General features: G+C 59.6%; 13 protein-coding genes. 4 read left to right on the top strand and 9 right to left on the bottom strand.

The genetic code is table 11. From position 1 onward, the window contains the following. Window positions 1-4: 4 nt before the first annotated feature. From LB557_RS30400 to LB557_RS30390, 3 genes are all read left to right on the top strand, one after another. Complete coding sequence (locus LB557_RS30400) at window positions 5-2,548, top strand: S8 family peptidase (protein ID WP_051429772.1); 2,544 nt, start codon at window positions 5-7, stop codon at window positions 2,546-2,548. A 68-nt stretch (window positions 2,549-2,616) separates the two neighbouring features. Beyond that, the gene (locus LB557_RS30395; RefSeq protein WP_152536313.1) at window positions 2,617-3,420 is read left to right on the top strand and encodes a YkgJ family cysteine cluster protein; all 804 of its coding nucleotides are present in this window, start codon (window positions 2,617-2,619) and stop codon (window positions 3,418-3,420) included. Between the two features lie 79 nt (window positions 3,421-3,499). After that, entirely contained in the window at window positions 3,500-4,402 is a 903-nt protein-coding gene (locus LB557_RS30390) for a restriction endonuclease (RefSeq protein ID WP_027033400.1), read from the top strand. A gap of 426 nt (window positions 4,403-4,828) precedes the next feature. Here LB557_RS30390 and LB557_RS30385 read toward each other — a convergent pair whose 3' ends face one another. The 9 genes from LB557_RS30385 to LB557_RS30345 all read right to left on the bottom strand — a co-directional run bounded on the left by LB557_RS30385 (window position 4,829) and on the right by LB557_RS30345 (window position 15,155). After that, window positions 4,829-5,674 (bottom strand): HNH endonuclease, encoded by an 846-nt coding sequence (locus LB557_RS30385; protein ID WP_027033401.1) that lies wholly within the window; start codon window positions 5,672-5,674, stop codon window positions 4,829-4,831. Next, a complete protein-coding gene (locus LB557_RS30380; RefSeq protein ID WP_027033402.1) occupies window positions 5,674-7,209 on the bottom strand; it encodes an AAA family ATPase in 1,536 nt (511 codons plus the stop codon). Before LB557_RS30380 ends, LB557_RS30385 begins: the two co-directional genes overlap by 1 nt. A gap of 805 nt (window positions 7,210-8,014) precedes the next feature. Continuing rightward, on the bottom strand, window positions 8,015-9,037 hold the full coding sequence (locus LB557_RS30375) for a transketolase family protein (protein ID WP_027033403.1): 1,023 nt from the start codon (window positions 9,035-9,037) through the stop codon (window positions 8,015-8,017). Next, a complete protein-coding gene (locus LB557_RS30370) occupies window positions 9,034-9,873 on the bottom strand; it encodes a transketolase (RefSeq protein WP_106406568.1) in 840 nt (279 codons plus the stop codon). Before LB557_RS30370 ends, LB557_RS30375 begins: the two co-directional genes overlap by 4 nt. Window positions 9,874-9,892: 19 nt before the next feature. Further along, window positions 9,893-10,645 (bottom strand): SDR family NAD(P)-dependent oxidoreductase, encoded by a 753-nt coding sequence (locus LB557_RS30365; RefSeq protein WP_027033405.1) that lies wholly within the window; start codon window positions 10,643-10,645, stop codon window positions 9,893-9,895. A 34-nt stretch (window positions 10,646-10,679) separates the two neighbouring features. Then, the gene (locus LB557_RS30360; protein ID WP_027033406.1) at window positions 10,680-11,573 is read right to left on the bottom strand and encodes an amidohydrolase family protein; all 894 of its coding nucleotides are present in this window, start codon (window positions 11,571-11,573) and stop codon (window positions 10,680-10,682) included. 63 nt (window positions 11,574-11,636) lie between these two features. After that, window positions 11,637-12,593, bottom strand: coding sequence for a substrate-binding domain-containing protein (locus LB557_RS30355; RefSeq protein ID WP_407660607.1), 957 nt, complete (start codon window positions 12,591-12,593; stop codon window positions 11,637-11,639). Window positions 12,594-12,621: 28 nt separating this feature from the next. Continuing rightward, a complete protein-coding gene (locus tag LB557_RS30350; RefSeq protein WP_027033408.1) occupies window positions 12,622-13,626 on the bottom strand; it encodes an ABC transporter permease in 1,005 nt (334 codons plus the stop codon). Further along, window positions 13,623-15,155: an ATP-binding cassette domain-containing protein gene (locus LB557_RS30345; RefSeq protein WP_080680414.1), complete on the bottom strand. Its 1,533-nt coding sequence runs from the start codon at window positions 15,153-15,155 to the stop codon at window positions 13,623-13,625. Before LB557_RS30345 ends, LB557_RS30350 begins: the two co-directional genes overlap by 4 nt. A 103-nt stretch (window positions 15,156-15,258) precedes the next feature. Here LB557_RS30345 and LB557_RS30340 point away from each other — a divergent pair, with 103 nt between their 5' ends. Further along, complete coding sequence (locus tag LB557_RS30340; RefSeq protein WP_027033410.1) at window positions 15,259-16,254, top strand: LysR substrate-binding domain-containing protein; 996 nt, start codon at window positions 15,259-15,261, stop codon at window positions 16,252-16,254. Window positions 16,255-16,459 lie beyond the last annotated feature (205 nt).

Here is a 16,459-nt window from a genome sequence, read left to right as displayed (position 1 = left end):
CGCGATGGCTGAGCCCCTTGCACGACCAATCCAAGTATTCCTTGACACGCAGCGGCTGATACAAATTCAGGCAACGGGAACACGCGGTCCCAATCGCGACTTTTTCGCCGGCAACAACTCGGGCTTTCAACGGCACAAGGCGCGCTTGCGCCAACAGCTGTTGCAAGCGAGTTCGGCTCTAAGGACAGAGGCTGATCCGGCGGGTTTCGTCTTGGTTCAAATGCGTGAGGAAGGGTTGGCGAAAAGCTATCGGCCTCTTGGTGCGTTGTTCACCACGCCGAACCGTTTCGCGCTCGTGGGTGGAGCCGCGATTGGTCAAATGTATTTCCAGACAACCCCCGATGCGTTGGACCGGCTAAGTGAGCTGATTGAGCAGCGAGCTGAAGTGCAGCCGCGCCTGAGGGAGAACCCGGAAACTGGCAGGATGGAGGAACGGGTTTCGGCATATCGAAGCGAAGTCGGCGCCATCGACGAAATACGCCTGCCGACCCCAGCAGACAGGCTAGGGTTCTCCGCTCGAGATGCGGTCATGTGGCTCGAGCAAGAAACGATCATCGGCGGCTACGTGGTCGAAATGTTCAGGCCTGATCCCAGAGTGACCCCTCAGGCGGTGGAGGCGATGATTGCTCGATTTCGCGGCCGCCTTAACGAACTTGGTGGCTTGATTGCCGTACCCTTCAGTTCGCGCACCACGAAAGCGACCGCCTCCGCCTTAACGCTCAGCATCGATCTACGGAGTGATGGCCGGCGCGCTATCAGCTTGCCGCTCGTCCCGGATGTGGATGCAGAGCAAACGGAGGGCGTACCCGACCTTGGCCCGCGCGCACCTGACAGGTCACTGGCCCGTCATCAAGCCCTGCTTGACCTCTTGGCTCGAGAACCGCTGGTTCGCCGTGTTGAACTTCCACTACGTCTCGAGTCGGGATCGGCCAGTTCGATTGGGCTCGGAGCCGAAGCCTTAGTCCAGCCACCGGTTGCAAATCAAAGCTATCCTGTGGTTGGTGTCATCGACGCGGGCGTTGCTGCGATCTCCCAACTCGAACCTTGGCGAGCAGGAACGGCGGGTCTGATCTCGCCGGCGGATCGCGATGAGGCGCATGGGTCGTTCATAGCAGGGCTGCTCGCGGGTGGCGGTGGGCTGAACCCAACGATCGCGAACCGTCTGGAGCCAACGCCGTGCCGCTTTTTTGATATTGACGTCTTGCCGCGCCGCGGTCTCCTTGGTCAATATTACCAAACCCCTGACGAATTTTTTGACCAACTCGAAACCCAGATCGAAGTCGCGAAGGCGGAGGGCGTGCGTGTATTCAACATGAGCCTCGGTGCTCCGGGCGTGCGCCAAGGGTTGGGGTACAGTAGCTTCGCCGCCAACCTCGATCGTATAGCGCTAACGCACGACGTGATCTTTTTGGTTTCGGCTGGGAATCTCCGCGGTCGCGATGCCCGGCCTGAATGGTCGGCCACGGCCGAAGATGCGCTCGAAATGTTGGCCACCCGCGCAATCGCGGAGGAGCGTATTACGGCGCCTGGTGAGCATCTTTTCGGCATCACGGTTGGAGCGATCAACGCTCCGAGCGTATTGGGTGCGGTGGCTGACGTTCCAACGACCTATACCCGTCGTGGACCCGGTCCTGGCGGCGCGCGTAAGCCAGAACTTGCTCATATTGGCGGGGTTTCACCGCGAGCTGGAAGTTCTTGCGGTCTTCATTCCATCGGCGTTGACGGCCAGTTGGTCGAAGGTTCTGGTACAAGCTATGCGACCCCGCTCGTCACGGGTTCCCTAGCCGCGCTTGACCACCGGCTGGAAGGTCAGGCTCCACGAGAAACGCTTCTCGCGCTGAGCGTCCACAAGGCCGAAAAGCCGCATATACTATGTGCGAAGCCCTTGCGTACGGTCGCGCGAGATTTTGTCGGGTTTGGCGTGCCACGCCACGCCGATGCATGCTTGTCGGATGATCTGAACAGTATAACTCTGGTATTTGCAGACATATTGCCGCCACGGCGCGAACTGTCTTTTATCTTCACGTGGCCGCGTTCGTTGGTAACGACGGAAGGAAAATGCCGTGGCCGGATCGACGTAACACTGGCTCACACGCCTCCCATCGATGCGGCGTTCGACGCCGAATGCCAACGGGTCCAGCTTGGCGTTGGTCTCCACCAGCTCGAGGAAAAGGAGAACGAAGATGGCGAACTGGTTCCCGATCCGCAACAGCGGCTGAACGCATGCGACAGCCAGCTGCCACAGCATCTCGACTACACTGAGCGCTATCTTCTGGAAAATGGGCTCAAGTGGACGCCGATAAAGCGCTATGAAAAGAACATCCCGAAGGGTTGTGGGACGACAAGCGAGTGGAAGCTGTCACTGAAGGGCTTAACACGCGCCGGAGCTCTGTACCCCGAGGAAGGAGTGCGCTTCGCGGTTCTGATGACCATCGCGGATCCACGCGGCACTGCTCCAGTGTACGAGGAGGTTCGTGCCGAGATATTGCGTCGCGGCCTAAGGCTCGCCGACATCACGGTCGCACAACGACTCCGGACGCGAGGATAGCGCTCGGCTTCGCATTGTGTGTCTGGTAGGTCTGGCGCAGAAGTCGCCGAACTCGAAGGGTGGGGCTCGTGGGCGAAGCCAAAAGAAGAAAGCAGAATGCAGCTCTCGCCTCGACGATGGACGCTGAGCAGGGCGAAAAAGTTCTGAGGCAAGCTTATCAGAACACGTGCCGGGCGTTCGATGTTTATCCAGATAATATTGTCGACGCGCTGATCGCTTCATATGCGGGGCGGAATGCTTCTCTCGATTTGGTGGCTCGAAACAATCCCCAGGGTGTCGTCGCCTTCCGAGCTGGTTGTTCCGCGTGCTGCCACCAGATGGTGCTCTGCAGTCCGTTCGAGATATTCATCCTTGCGCAACTGCTGCTCTCGACGCGCACAGATGATGAACTGGCAAGCATCGAGCGTCGCTTGTCCGAAATATCGAAACTTCCGTTGAACCCTGATGCGAGATATGGGAGCCACGCTACCTGTCCGCTTCTCGTGGACAATCAGTGTTCCGTCTATGATCGCCGGCCGGCCGTCTGCCGTGCGCTGTTTTCGAATTCGAGGGAAAGGTGTGAACAGGCCTTGGCCGGTGGCGCCGGCGACGTCGCATTTCTCGTCCATCCGAAGTTGATTTCGTCTGCGTTGCAGGTCGGCATCGACAGTGCCTTGCACGTGAAACGTGGACTGAACACAGAACTCGCAGAGATGTGCGGCTCGTTGCTTGTAGCTTTGCGGGACTTTGATGCATCCCTCTCTGTTTGGTTGGATGGGGGGATCCATTTTCGGTTTTCCACGCGCAGCGAGACGGTGCACCGTCAAATGCTCAGCTCGTGGAGAACGTCGCGGCTCGACTGGGGCTTTGAGGTCGAACGCCCACCACCTTGACGGAAGGATTGCGGTTTCCGAGATTTTAGAATGCAACCATTCATCGTAGACATTTGGTGCGGATCAAGGGACCATAGCGATGGATCAGCTCAGAGCTGTCGAACTGAAACTGGTGGATGATCTGTTCGGAATAAGCTCCGGATGGGTACTCGATTTCACGAACGCAACATTTGACGATTTCTTCCGTAGGGAGGTCGGTATCGACATCTACGATGATGCGTATGCATCTGGGAGTGGAAGCAAGGGGAAGCGCCTGCGGGCGCTTCTGACGATTGGACACCCACGAGCCATTGTCCGGGCACTGACGGCATTGTGGGAATACCGCGAAACCATCCGCATCAGTAGGGGAGATCCGGAGACCGTTGTCAATGCCCGAGCGCGGCTCAGTTCGATTGTCGAGAGACTGGGTGGGGCCCTATTGCCCTCTTTCGACATCAATGTCGGTTCGTCCCCCGCACAATCACATTCCGCAACGAAGGCAGGCCCAGATCATGCCGCACTTGATCGTCTCGAACGCGACTTTATAGCGCTCTTTGCGATGACGGATGAGCCTCACGCTCGAGGATATCACTTCGAGCGCCTCCTGACTGCATTGTTTAATGCCTGGGATATGGACGCGAGGGAAGGGTCCCGGCTGGCGGGCGAGCAGATCGACGGGTCGTTCCAACATGGCGCAATCACATATCTCCTCGAGGCGAAGTGGCATCGTGCGAAGACTGGAGCTGAAAACCTACATGCCTTTCAGGGAAAACTGAGCGAGCGTCTCGAAGGGACGAGAGGGTTGTTCGTCAGCTTCGAAGGCTTTACGGATGGAGCTCTCGAGGCATTCACAGCCAGGCGAATTATTCTCGCCGACGGGATGGACATTTTCGATGCGTTGAAGCGAAGGATTTCGTTTCCCGACATCATCGTTGCCAAGGCTCGGTACGCCTCGGAGTATCGCAACCCGTTCGCACGTGTGCGGACTCTGTTCCCGGCGTAGCAGCCGACTGCTGCAAGTGCGACCGGAGCATACGATTCAGGCAAAGAACTTCGGTGACGATAAGCTCTCGATCACAGCTATTTCACGCCGTGCAGCAGAGACAAAATTCTGTTTGAGGTCTTAGAGGACCTGCCTCGGCTTAGCATCTTCAGCTGCGTGCGAAGCCAAAGCACTTCCGCAGATTGCCTCGCAGCTTCAATGACAGGATCTGAGCCGATTAACTCGATTTCAAATAGTCGAGCGGTGAGGACCTCGAAAGCAGAGGCCTGCGGCCTTGGTGGATGAGGTGATCGGCTTCGGCGACTAACTCGGCGTATACCCAAACGAGGTCTCCGTTCGGTATCACCCAGACGCCCGTTAGGTGTTCTGTCCTCGGAGCCGCCTTTTGGTTAAGTGGTGCTAAGTGGCACCGGCATGGACTTCGACCTACACGTGCGCAAAGCCCCCTTGGCAGTACCAGTCACTGTTCGCCAGGGCCTGATACGTTGCCGTGCGCCATGCGTTCATATTCGCCGCCCGACAGCTATCCGCGAATTGCTGCAGGAGCAGACGCACTTCGTCTGGGCCGCCATTGGCAAGATGTGTCCTTAGCAGGTTGTGCAAGTCGGTCAGCTCTTGTGCCCCCTTGGCAGCATATAGTCGCGCGAGTTTCAGCATTTGAAATTGACGCAATACCCGGGCCGTCAGCGTGTCACTCCATCCAGGTGAAGGCGAAACAAGGAAGCGTAGTGCAGCGGGCGCACTTTCGACGACCTGGGCTACCAGCCAGAGATCACCGTCGATGTCGTCATAATATGGATGAAACGCCTCTTCATCCGCCGTCAGCGGCCGGGTATCAGATTTCGCCTTGTTGCAGTCATGACAGGCAGGAACAAGATTCCAGGGAGCTACCGCGAGCGCTGGATAGCGGGTTTTTGGAAGGTAGTGATCGAGAGTGGACACAATATGCTGCCCGCATAGAGGACATCGGCCATATTTAGGTGCGGCCAGTAGCTCGTCATAGATAGTTCGCCCCGGGCTCCCTCTCGCGACCATTCTTCCGGCGTACACGCCCGACATCTCCTTGATTGTCACCACGCCGTCGACGTTTGGGCTAGGCTCGATAGTATGAATTTCGTTGTTGGACGCTGCCTCGTCAAAGTCGATTGAGGCCTGAATGATCGTGGCGGTGACGCTCTCAAGTCGCCCTTTTAGACCAACATCGGCAACGCGACTGATAGCCGTGATGAAAACATCCTCGGCAGTAAGTTCCGGCTTTGGTAGTTTCCACATTATTCGTGACCGTCCGCATCGCGTGCGGCGATGAGGCCCCGAATGATTGCCTGGCCTTCCAAGCCAACCCGACCACCGAAATGCTCGAGGATGTCTTCGAAGTCTCCACCCTCCTCCACCTTGTCCCGCAACATCTTGTGGAAGCCCGAATCGGTGACCTCCAAGCCGAAGATTTCCCTGGTCAGTATTCCGACGTTTTCTCCAAAGGTTTCAATCTCGGGCCTCTCCGCGATCACAGTTCGTCCATTTCGTCGAACTTTCCAGACGCAGCTCATTGGCACCTCCTGCAGAACGACAGGCGAGTGTGTTGCGATGATCGCGACGCCGTTGCGGTTGATCAGGAGGTCGGAAAGGGCTCGGACAAATGCCGACAATAGCGGTGGATGGAGATGCGCTTCAGGTTCGTCCAGAAGGACGAGTGTCCTCTCCTCAACGGTTTCCACCAGACGGGTAATCGTCAGTAGAACGATTTTGTGACCCGAGCTGAGCTGCCCGAATAGGCGTGACGCTTCTGAGGAGGCGTCATCTTCATCCTCTGCTGCCAGCTGCGCCACATCAGCGTCCTTGAAAATGGGATCTGCCTCAAGCATCTGGAGGGCGCGTCTCCACCGAGAGGCCCTCGCACCGCGCCGACAAATCTGGACGCTTTCGGCGAAGTCCCGACCTAGATAGTTGGGACTCTTCGGCGCCAGCGGCTTTCCCTCAGGAGATAGCCCGACTTTCTTGAGACCGATGTAGGAGTATTGCAGTCCCGAAGACTTGTCTCTCGGAACGCTGAGCGGTGTGAAATCATCGAACGCGCTAAAACTCACTGAGACAAGGCCGGTGAACGTACCAGTGTCGTCACCGTCATGGTTGACTACAAACCTCCCTTTTGCGCGTTCGCCGTCGTTTAGAATGGACTCAGTCATGGAATTGAGCAGGTGGGTCTTGCCGACGCCGTTCCTGCCGGTGATCACGTGTATGTTGGTTGGCGGCTGAACTTCAGGAGACACCGCAAACGTCAACTCGATCCGACTCGTGTCCGAGCGGCGGTCACGGGCAGTTGTGTAGGACAATTCGTATGGCGTGACACGCGCGCCACCACGAGCCATACGACGGTACTGACCTCTTACAGCTTGCGGGGTTACGGAGCGGAGTAAGGATATTCCGGTGACTCGTTCATCGAGTGACCGCTCAAATAGATCTGCATCAAGCGCGACATCTCGAAGGCCTTCGAGGATTCGGTCGCGAAGCTCTGGACCTAGGTCGTTCAACCCCGCGTAATACGTGTCATCCTGCCCTAAGGCAAAGAACGGGTCATCCAAGGCATCGAAACGATTAGGGATGTTTGGGCGGCGCTGACCTTTCTCCATCCCGACCTGGCCGATTTTTACGGAGCCGATATCGTGCTGCTCGCCAGCAGTATCGACATAGGTCAGGAAGTACATGGTCGAAAATTCGAACCAGTCGTCCCAGTTGTCCGTGACCAGAAACGCGCGTGAACGCGCATTACTTGGCGGGCGTACGCCCGCAGCCAATACCGTAAAGAACAAAGTCGCCCCCAAGACTCTTGTTGTAGCCATACCATTGCAATGGCAGGGAGCGCCAGACCTCTGACCGGAAAGGAACAATTCATGATGCGTGGGCTTCTTGGAGTCCGGGTGGGCTTGCGCAGTGCCAACCTCTGCCTATTTCGACACACTTGATCCAGCGGAAATCGAGCCCTGTGTTCCGGTACGACCGGTTTCAGCGTTGACGATGTCGGACTCCACCGCGCTACAGCAAGGATTTAAGGCATTCGAACAGACGCCGGCCTTGGGTGTTCGCGATTTGTGCTTCCATGTTGCAACCAAGTTGGAATGTCGCGCTGCCAGCAAAGTAGAAATGTCGCCAAGGTCGTTTCGGAGGACAGGGCGCAGCAAGTCAGAAATGCGACAGTGACGCGCCGCCTGGCACCAACGCAAGCGCCCTCCAAAGTCGCATAAATGGCAGTGGGGAACTTCAGTGCTGCCTCGGCTGCCCTGCGCGCTCGACGATTTGGTCGATCTGTCATCGCCGAACTACAGCGGGGGCGGCCCCGTCCATAGCGTGCTGTCTTGCGATTGGTCGAGCTCGCCAAGAACATGCGAAGGGAGTACAAGACCGGGATGCGCGAGGGGAGCGTTGCTTCACGAGCCATGCTCGCCTGGCTGACGCGCGATCGCTTGCCGGAGAAAGCATCGCAGGAGCGACGCGTCAGGGAGCATTCCCGGCGCTGACCATGCCGCGGATCGCCTTCACGCTAGAAACCGCGTTTCAGGGGCACATTGGCACCATAGGGTCAGACCCCAAGCCTGGTTACGCGTCAGGACCTCGTATCTATTTCACCCACTTGCGTACGCGGCGCACGATCTCTGATGTTGAGATCCCGTAGCGGTCGTGAAGTGTCGGTAGCGCGCCGGCGTCGAGAAATTCGTCGGGCAGTGCGATCTGGCGGAAGACAGGGGTCACGCCCTCGCGCATCAGCAGGCCAGCGACACCTTCGCCCAACCCGCCGATCATCGTGTGGTTCTCCGCAACGACCACCATCCGTCCAGCCCGGCGCGCGGCGGCAAGGATTGCGTCCGTATCGAGCGGCTTGATGGTCGGCACGTGCAGCACCGCGCAGTCGATGCGGTCCGCTTCGAGCGCCTTCGCGGCCTCCAGCACGCGCATGGTCATCAGCCCGCTGGAAATGAACAGCACATCCGCACCGTCGCGCAGCAGCCGCGCCTTGCCGATCTGGAATGTGTAATCATATTCGTCGAGCACGACGGGGACCTTGCCCCGCAACAGCCGCATGTAGACCGGCCCCTTGTAGTCCGCGATCGCCTCCGTGGCCTGTTCGATGTCGAGCGCGTCGCATGGATCGATGATCGTCAGGTTCGGCATGCCGCGGAAAATCGCGATGTCTTCCGTCGCCTGGTGGCTGGGGCCGTAGCCGGTGGTCAATCCCGGCAGAGCGCAGACAATTTTGACGTCGAGGTTCTCCTCGGCAATCGCCATGCATATGAAATCGTAGGCACGTCGCGAGGCAAAGACAGCGTAGGTCGTGGCGAAGGGCGTGAAACCCTCCCGCGCCAGGCCAGCGGCAGCGCTCATCAGCACCTGCTCCGCCATGCCCATTTGGTAGAAGCGATCCGGATGCTCCTGCGCGAAGACATGTAGGTCGGTGTATTTCGCAAGATCAGCCGTCAAACCCACGATCCCGAGCCGCTCGTGTGCCAATCTGGCAAGTGTGTGCCCAAACGGCGCGTTGCGGGTCGCAATGCCATCGGGCGCAATCGAGGCGATCATTGCCGACGTCGTTTTGCGCTCACCCGCGTTGACGGCGTGGCGCGGCGCGAACTTTGACAGCCTCAATGCGAACGTCCCCTCTCCAAAGCTTCGAGGGCCAACGTCCATTCATGCGGCTCGACCCGAATGAAGTGTGCAATGTCGCGGGATTCAAGGAACGGCACGCCCTTGGCCATGCGAGTGTCGCAGACGATGACACGCGGGCGAGGTTCCTTAAGCCCGCGCGCCAGATCGAAGGCCATGCGGACTGCCTCAATGTCGTTGCCGTCGACACGCTGTGCGTGCCAGCCGAACGCCTCGAACTTGTCGGTCACCGGCTCGGAGGAAAGCATCGCGGTCGATGGGCCGTCGGCTTGCTGATTGTTGAAGTCGACGATGGCGATGAGATTGTCGAGCCTGTGGTGTGCGGCCGACATCGCTGCTTCCCAGGTCGAGCCCTCGCCGAGCTCACCATCGGACATCAGATTGTAGACGAAACTGCCGCTCCGCTTGCGTTTCAGCCCCAGGCACATGCCGACGGCAATGCCAAGGCCGTGGCCGAGCGACCCGCCGGTGATCTCCATGCCGGGCGTATACGCCGCCATGCCGGACATCGGCATGCGGCTGTCGTCGGTGCCATAGGTTTCGAGCTCTTCCTCCGGGAGCACGCCCGCTTCGATCAGCGCGGCGTACAACGCGATCGCGTAGTGTCCGATCGACAGCAGGAAACGGTCGCGCCCCTCCCAACGCGTGTCGGTAGGCCGGTAACGAAGCGCATGGAAATAGGCGACGGCGAGCACGTCGGCGACCCCCAGAGCCTGTCCGACATAGCCCTGGCCCTGGACTTGACCCATGCGCACGGCATGCCGACGGATACGATAGGCACGTTCGGCAAGGCCGACATTGCTGCCGGCCCGAGGCATATCGATCTCCGTTGTCCCTTCAGCCATGGATCAGCATCCCACCATTGACGTCGATGACGGCGCCGGTGATGTAGCTGGCCAGATCGGACGCGAGGAAGAGATAGGCGCCCGCCACGTCGCGGGCATCGCCCAGCCGACTGAGCGGGATACCCTTGATGATATCGGCGCGCATGGCGTCGGTCAGTTTGTCACCGGTGATGTCGGTCTGGATGAGCCCGGGCGTGACACAGTTGATGCGGATGCCGTCGGGTCCGAATTCGCGCGCCATGGCCTTGGCAAGCCCGAGCACGCCCGCCTTGGCGGCCGAATAGTGTGGGCCGCCGAAGATGCCGCCGCCGCGCTGTGCGGAAACCGACGACATGCAGATGATCGATCCGCCGCCATTCTCGCGCATATGCGGGATGAAGGCCTGGCTGAGATAGAGAACGCCGCGCAGATTGACATCGAGGATCCGGTCCCAATCAGCGGGGCCGATATCCAGTGTCTTTACTGGCTGCGTGATCCCGGCAATGTTGCACAGCACGTCGACCTTGCCGAAGACCTCAGTCACTTCCGCAGCAGCTTTCTTGCAGGCATCGAGATCGGCGACATTGCAGGCGAGACCAATGTGCTCGGGCCCAAGCGACGCGGCTGCGTCACGGGCTTGTCCCTCATCGAGGTCAAGAATGGCAATGCGCGCGCCTTGCTCGGCCATCAGCGTTGCCGTGGAGCGGCCAATTCCTCTAGGGCTCGCGGCACCCGAAATCACCGCGGCCTTGCCCTTCAGCAACATGTCAAAGTCTCCTGCTGTTTACGCGACGAATGGTCTAAAGGCGGTAGTACCGGGCGGCGTTGTCGTGGAACAACGCAAGCCGCTGCTCATGGGGGTAAGCCTTCGTGATCTCCTTGAAGGCATTAACGATGGCGTCGAAGCTCGAGAACAGCTTGTCGACCGGAAAGTTCGTCGCGAACATGCTGCGGTCGACGCCGAACGCGGCGATCGCTTCCTCGACATAGGGACGGATCGATGCAGTGGTCCATCGCCAGTCGCCCATGCCGAGACCCGAGATCTTGCAGGAAACGTTCGGCGCCTGCGCCAACTTGTGCATGGCTTTTCTCCATGCCCCGAAATGTTCAGGGCCATCAACTTGCATTCCGGTGTGGTCGAGGATGATCTGGACGTCGGGAAAATCGTGCGCGAGCTCAAGGAACTCACCCATCTGCGGATAATAGAGCTGCAGGTCGAAACTCAGCCGGCGTTTCGCCAATTCGCCAAATCCTAGCCGCCATTGTGGCGTCCGGCTCACTTCAGGCCGGGCCTGATACGTCTTGGCGGAGTCGGGATGGTAATTCATCGACTGCCGGATACCCCTGAAGTTCGGATACTCCATGTGCTGGTCGAGAAGGTCGCCCACATCGGGTTTGGAGAGGTCGGCATAACCGACGATGCCGTGGGGAAACCCACGCTTGTTCGCGATCTCCTGCAACCAGCGAGTCTCCCCCACTGGATCGCTGGGATTGAACCCCACATCGAGATGCACCGATTTGACCAGGTTCTGGTTCCTAGCGTCTTCCAGATAGTCATCGAGAAGGTAGCTTTTTCGGATCGCCTCGTAGTCACCGAAAACCGACGGCTTAACCCCGTCGGTCAGCCAGGGATAGTAATTGGTCTCCAGGTCCCACAGATGATGGTGCGGATCGATGAACGGCAGCTCGGCCACGGTCGGGATTCCTCGCTCGGGTTCAGGACCCGCCAGCTAGCCGGCGGGTCCACTGGGTGGCGGTCAGTTGCTCGGGGGGAAAACGCGGGCGATGACCTTCTTGGCCTCAGGACTGTCGACCTTGTCGGCGGTAACAAGAGGCATGACCAATGCCATGTCCTGGGTCACCGGCGCGCCCGTCAGTGCGTTGTAGACCTGTTGGGTTCCGTCGATACCTTGGCCCACAGCCTCCTGGAAGAAGATGCCCTGGATCGCCCCCTTCTTGAGCAGCGCAATCGTGGTTGGCGAGCCGTCGGCGACGGTAATGCCGATCTTGCCGTTCAGGCCACGGGTTTCGACCACCTTGGCGGCCCCGGTGCCAGCTTCGTCATACATGCCGTAAATGGCCTTGATGTCGGGATTGGCCGTCAAGAGGTCATTTGCCTGGGTTACAGCTTCGCTGATCGTCAGGCCCCGCGTCTCCAGCATTTGGACGAGGTCGCAGCCTGCAGCCGCGAACGCCTCCTTGGCGCCTTTGAGGTACTTCTGCGCATTCTCCCGATCCTGCGGCAAGGACAGCATGCCGACCTTCTTGCTGCCACGCTCCTTGGCGAGCTCGCAGGTGAATTTCGCTTGCGCTTTGCCGGTCTCATAGTTGTTCGCGGTGACCGAGGACGTATAGTTCGTGAGGCCCGGCTGTGGCCCGATGCCGGCAAAGGCGATCGGCACTTTCTGCTTCGCCAGATAGTCGAGCAGCGGTGGTGTCGACGTCGAGCTGACAGGGCCGATCACAATGGCCGAGACACCTTTGGTGACGGCTGTCCTGGCATTGTCCATCTGCTTGGCAGGCGAATTCTCCGACGTATACTCGACATAGTCCATGCCGAGTTCCTTGGCCTTCTCCTTCACGCCGTAGCCGACCCATTGCCAGTAAGAGATGTCCAGCGATGGGGCGATATAGGCGACGGTCTTCTTGTCTTCAGCGTATGATGCGCTGGACAGTGCGGCCGCTGCCAATGCTGCAAGCAGGATTGTCTTCATTTTCATTTTGGTTCCTCCCGTTGATGATCTAGATTCGGTTCTTGTTGCTGAAGCGGTCGATCAGAACCGCGAGCAGGATTGCGGCGCCTGTGACGGACCCCTGCCAGAAGCTGTTCACGCCGATGAGGTTCACGCCGTTCTGGATGCAGGTGATCATCAGCGCGCCGAGCACAGCGCCGATCGCACTGCCCGTCCCGCCAAAGAGGCTTGCCCCGCCGATGACGACGGCGGCAATCGCCTGCAGCATCAGGCTGGCGCCGGCCGTGGCTTCGGCGTTAAGGATGTAACTAACGGTCAGCAGCCCGGCGAAAGAGGCAAGCAGGCTCGATGCGACGTAGGCCGCGAACTTGATGCGCAGAACCGGGATGCCGAGCAGTCGGGCAGCAATTGCCGACGAGCCGACGGCATAGAACCAGCGTCCGACGACGACCTTGCGCAGCACGTATTCCAGCGCGACCATCAATACGATGCAGAACAGAAGATGGTTGGGTATGCCGGGAATGATCTCGCCCGAATTTAGGAGCCAGAAATCCGGCGCACCGATCGGCATCGAGCGACCATTGGTGACGATGAAGGCAAGGCTGCCCGCCACCGCGTAGGTGATGAGGGTGACGACGAAAGGCGCGAGCCCAACGACCGTGACCAGAAGACCATTGATCGACCCGAACACAAGGCCGACCGCCAGGCCGGCAGCGCTCGCGGTCAGTCCATCAGCGCCACTGGCCATCGCCAGCGCGGTTACCATTCCGGTGAGGGAGAAAACTGAGCCGACCGAAAGATCGATGCCGCCGGTGACAACGACCAGCAAAACACCAAGCGACATAATGATTAGAGGCGCGGCGGCCTGAATAATGTTTTGCAAATTGCCCATGCTGAGTGCGGCGGGCACGAACATGCCGACGGCCAGCAGCAGGACGACGATTGCCGCGGCAATCGCGACTTCGGTGCGGTACGAAAAGAGAACTGCTGGGACGCGGAACCTGGTGGTCCGGAGCTTGTTGGTTGTCGTGGTGCCGTTGGTTGCGTCGGTCATGCGGCCATCCCCGTCAGTTCGGCGAGCCCGCCTTCGGTATAGCGATCCTCAGGCAGAAATCCCTTTGGCCGCCCATCGGTGTCGAAGGCGAAGATGGCGTCGCAAAGCTCGAGCAGTTCGACGTTCTCGGTCGACCACCAGATGATGATCGCGCCGGCGTCGGCCATCTGCCGGATCAAGCCGTAAATGTCATGTTTGGTGCCGATGTCGACGCCACGCGTTGGCTCTTCCAGCACCACCATGCGCAGCGGCAGCCCAAGCAAGCGTGCGACCAGAAGCTTCTGCTGATTGCCGCCGGACAGCGAGGCCGGCAGGTCCCAAATCGAGCCGGCTTTCAACTTCAGCGCCGACACGAGATCGCGACATTCCTGCCTCTCGGCCGCGGCGACGATCCGCCGCCTCTCGCGAACCCTGCGCGCTGCGAGCACGTTGTCGACGATCGGAAGCTGCGAAAGGATACCCTTGGTCGCCCGGTCGCCCGAGACAAAGCCTATGCCGGCGCGCGCCGCTGCCGCCGGGGACGGGAAGCGGTCCCCGAAGCCTTCGCCGGAGAGGCGCCAACCAGCGCCGGGTCCCGCGCCCACAAGGGCAGCAATGAGACCGGTCGGACCCGCGGGTGCGCCGGCCAGTCCCAGGATGGTGCCGGACAAAATTGAGATCCGGACGTCGCCTGGGCCAAGGAGTTCGATTGGTGAGCCCTGGCGGGGGTTCTGCTGCGGGTTGCGGTGCGTGGCCTGACGCTGCGTGGGTTGTCCCATCTGCTGGACGATCTCCCCGTCGCTGAGCGAGGCGAGGGGCGCGGCATTCGCGATGGTGACGCCATCGCGCAAAATAGTGCAGACGTCGCAGAGCTCTCGGATTTCCCGCATACGGTGAGACACAAAGACGATGCCGATGCCTTCCTCGCGCACCAGCCGCTTCAGCACCGAGAAGAGTTTGGCCGTCTCGCCGGCGGTGAGATTGGCCGTGGGCTCGTCGAGAAGCAGCACTTCCGCTCCAGTAGAAAGCGCACGAGCGATCTCGACGATCTGGCCCTCATGAAGCGACAATTTGCGTGCCGGCAAATCGATGATTTCTTCGCCGATCGCTGGGTCGATCAGGCGGAGCGCACCAAGCGCAATTTCGCGCATGCGGCGACGGCTGATCAGCGACCAGCCTGACCTGGCATGCACAATGCCGATATTTTCCGCCACCGATAGCTCGGGCAACAGCGCCAGCTCCTGATGCACCACAGCGATGATCGGGCTGGTGCGGTCGGCCTTCGACGAGCGCAGGTCAATCCCACCGGCATCGCGCGAGGTCAGCCCCGTGATGATGCGGATGAGGGTGCTCTTGCCGGCGCCGTTGCCGCCCAGGAGCGCATGGATTTCGCCAGCCCGGACCTGAAAACTGACGCCCCGAAGGACCCGCGTCGCGCCGTAGCTCTTCTCGACGTTGGAAGCTTCGATCAGCGTCTTCCTGGCTGATGCCAGCCCAACGCCCGGTAAATTGCCGGTAGTGCCCAAGCTTTGAGCTGAACCCGGTTCCATCCTCTATCTCCTCCCAATACCGAAGGATCATGCGACCGATTGACATTCGGCTCAATTCTCGTTTCTTAACATTTTGTGTAGCTAAGCTTAACTGACGAGCACGATGTCGGATTTCAAGTTCAATTCCATGACCCATTTCGAGGCGGTCGCGCGTCTCGGAGGCGTGGCGAAGGCCGCGCAGGAATTGCGCGTGACACCTTCGGCGGTCAGCCAGCAACTGCGGTTGCTCGAACACCAGCTCGGGGTGCGGCTTTTTCAACGCGAGAAGCGTCATCTTTCGCTCACGATCGACGGCGAGCGGCTCTTTCAGACCACCACCCAGGCTTTCGAATCCATCCGCGAGGTGCGCAACGCCATCGTGCGGCAGCGTGAGAGCTTCCAGCTCAGCATCCGTGTCAGTCCTTCTTTCGGTGAGAAGTGGCTGGCACCGCGCTTGGCCGAGTTCAGCAAGGACTATCCGAGCTGGAATTTGCGGGTCGACGCGACACCCAACTTCTCCGACTTCGAAACGGAGGTCATCGATCTCGATCTTCGTTACGGCGACGGCGGCTGGGCCGGCCTCTATTCCGATTGCGTCGTCAACGACTTGATCCTGCCGATGTGCTCGCCTTCCTATCTTGCCGAACTGCACGCGATCTCGCCGGATCCGCGCGAGCAGCTTCGCCATGCGCGATTGATCGACAGTGTGAAGGCCTATTTCCGTTGGGATTACTGGCTGCCGCGCAACGCCATCCAGGGGGCCCGCATGACCTATCCCTATCGTTTTGACCGTTCATCGATGTCGGTTCAGTTGGCTAAGGATGGGGCAGGCGTGGTCCTGGAGAGCACATCGATCGCATTCGAGGACCTGGTGTCGGGCTCCCTGGTGCCGGTCTCAACCGAGTTCGACGTCATAGAGTTTCCGGGCTATTGGCTGGTCTGTCCTTCGCGGCATATGAACCGGCGCGCGGTTCGCCTGTTTTCGGAATGGGTGTCACGGATCGGAAAGCGTGATACCGATCTGGCTCGCCATTTTCTGTTGGAGAAGCAACTCCACATATCGTTCGAGCGACGGCCGCATTTCGGCGCGCAGGATGACAGAGCCACACCAATGGCGTGATACAACAATGTTGATCCCGTATTAGAGTTTTTCAGAACGGCCAAGTTGACCTTGTGCGCATGGCGACAATAACGTTCTCAGCAGGTCGAGGCGCACCATGCGGTGGTCCTGTCGCAAGGAGGCAAAGCCAATTCCACCGAAACAGGAGGTCATAATACGCACGAAGTCGACCGGATATCTTTCCGCCTCCGTGGTGGCTATCTGA

The sequence above is a fragment of the Mesorhizobium sp. BR115XR7A genome, from assembly GCF_020165315.1.
Classification (GTDB): Bacteria; Pseudomonadota; Alphaproteobacteria; order Rhizobiales; family Rhizobiaceae; genus Mesorhizobium; species Mesorhizobium australicum.
The sequence above is the reverse complement of the archived record's forward strand: the minus strand, read 5'-3'. Positions and strand labels throughout refer to the sequence as shown.

Coding starts and splice junctions, on each gene's coding strand:
- LB557_RS30400 (WP_051429772.1), top strand. CDS start 5: ATGGCTGAGCCCCTTGCACGACCAATCCAAGTATTCCTTGACACGCAG.
- LB557_RS30390 (WP_027033400.1), top strand. CDS start 3,500: ATGGATCAGCTCAGAGCTGTCGAACTGAAACTGGTGGATGATCTGTTC.
- LB557_RS30385 (WP_027033401.1), bottom strand. CDS start 5,674: ATGTGGAAACTACCAAAGCCGGAACTTACTGCCGAGGATGTTTTCATC.
- LB557_RS30370 (WP_106406568.1), bottom strand. CDS start 9,873: ATGCCTCGGGCCGGCAGCAATGTCGGCCTTGCCGAACGTGCCTATCGT.
- LB557_RS30365 (WP_027033405.1), bottom strand. CDS start 10,645: ATGTTGCTGAAGGGCAAGGCCGCGGTGATTTCGGGTGCCGCGAGCCCT.
- LB557_RS30355 (WP_407660607.1), bottom strand. CDS start 12,593: ATGAAGACAATCCTGCTTGCAGCATTGGCAGCGGCCGCACTGTCCAGC.
- LB557_RS30350 (WP_027033408.1), bottom strand. CDS start 13,626: ATGACCGACGCAACCAACGGCACCACGACAACCAACAAGCTCCGGACC.
- LB557_RS30345 (WP_080680414.1), bottom strand. CDS start 15,155: ATGGAACCGGGTTCAGCTCAAAGCTTGGGCACTACCGGCAATTTACCG.
- LB557_RS30340 (WP_027033410.1), top strand. CDS start 15,259: ATGTCGGATTTCAAGTTCAATTCCATGACCCATTTCGAGGCGGTCGCG.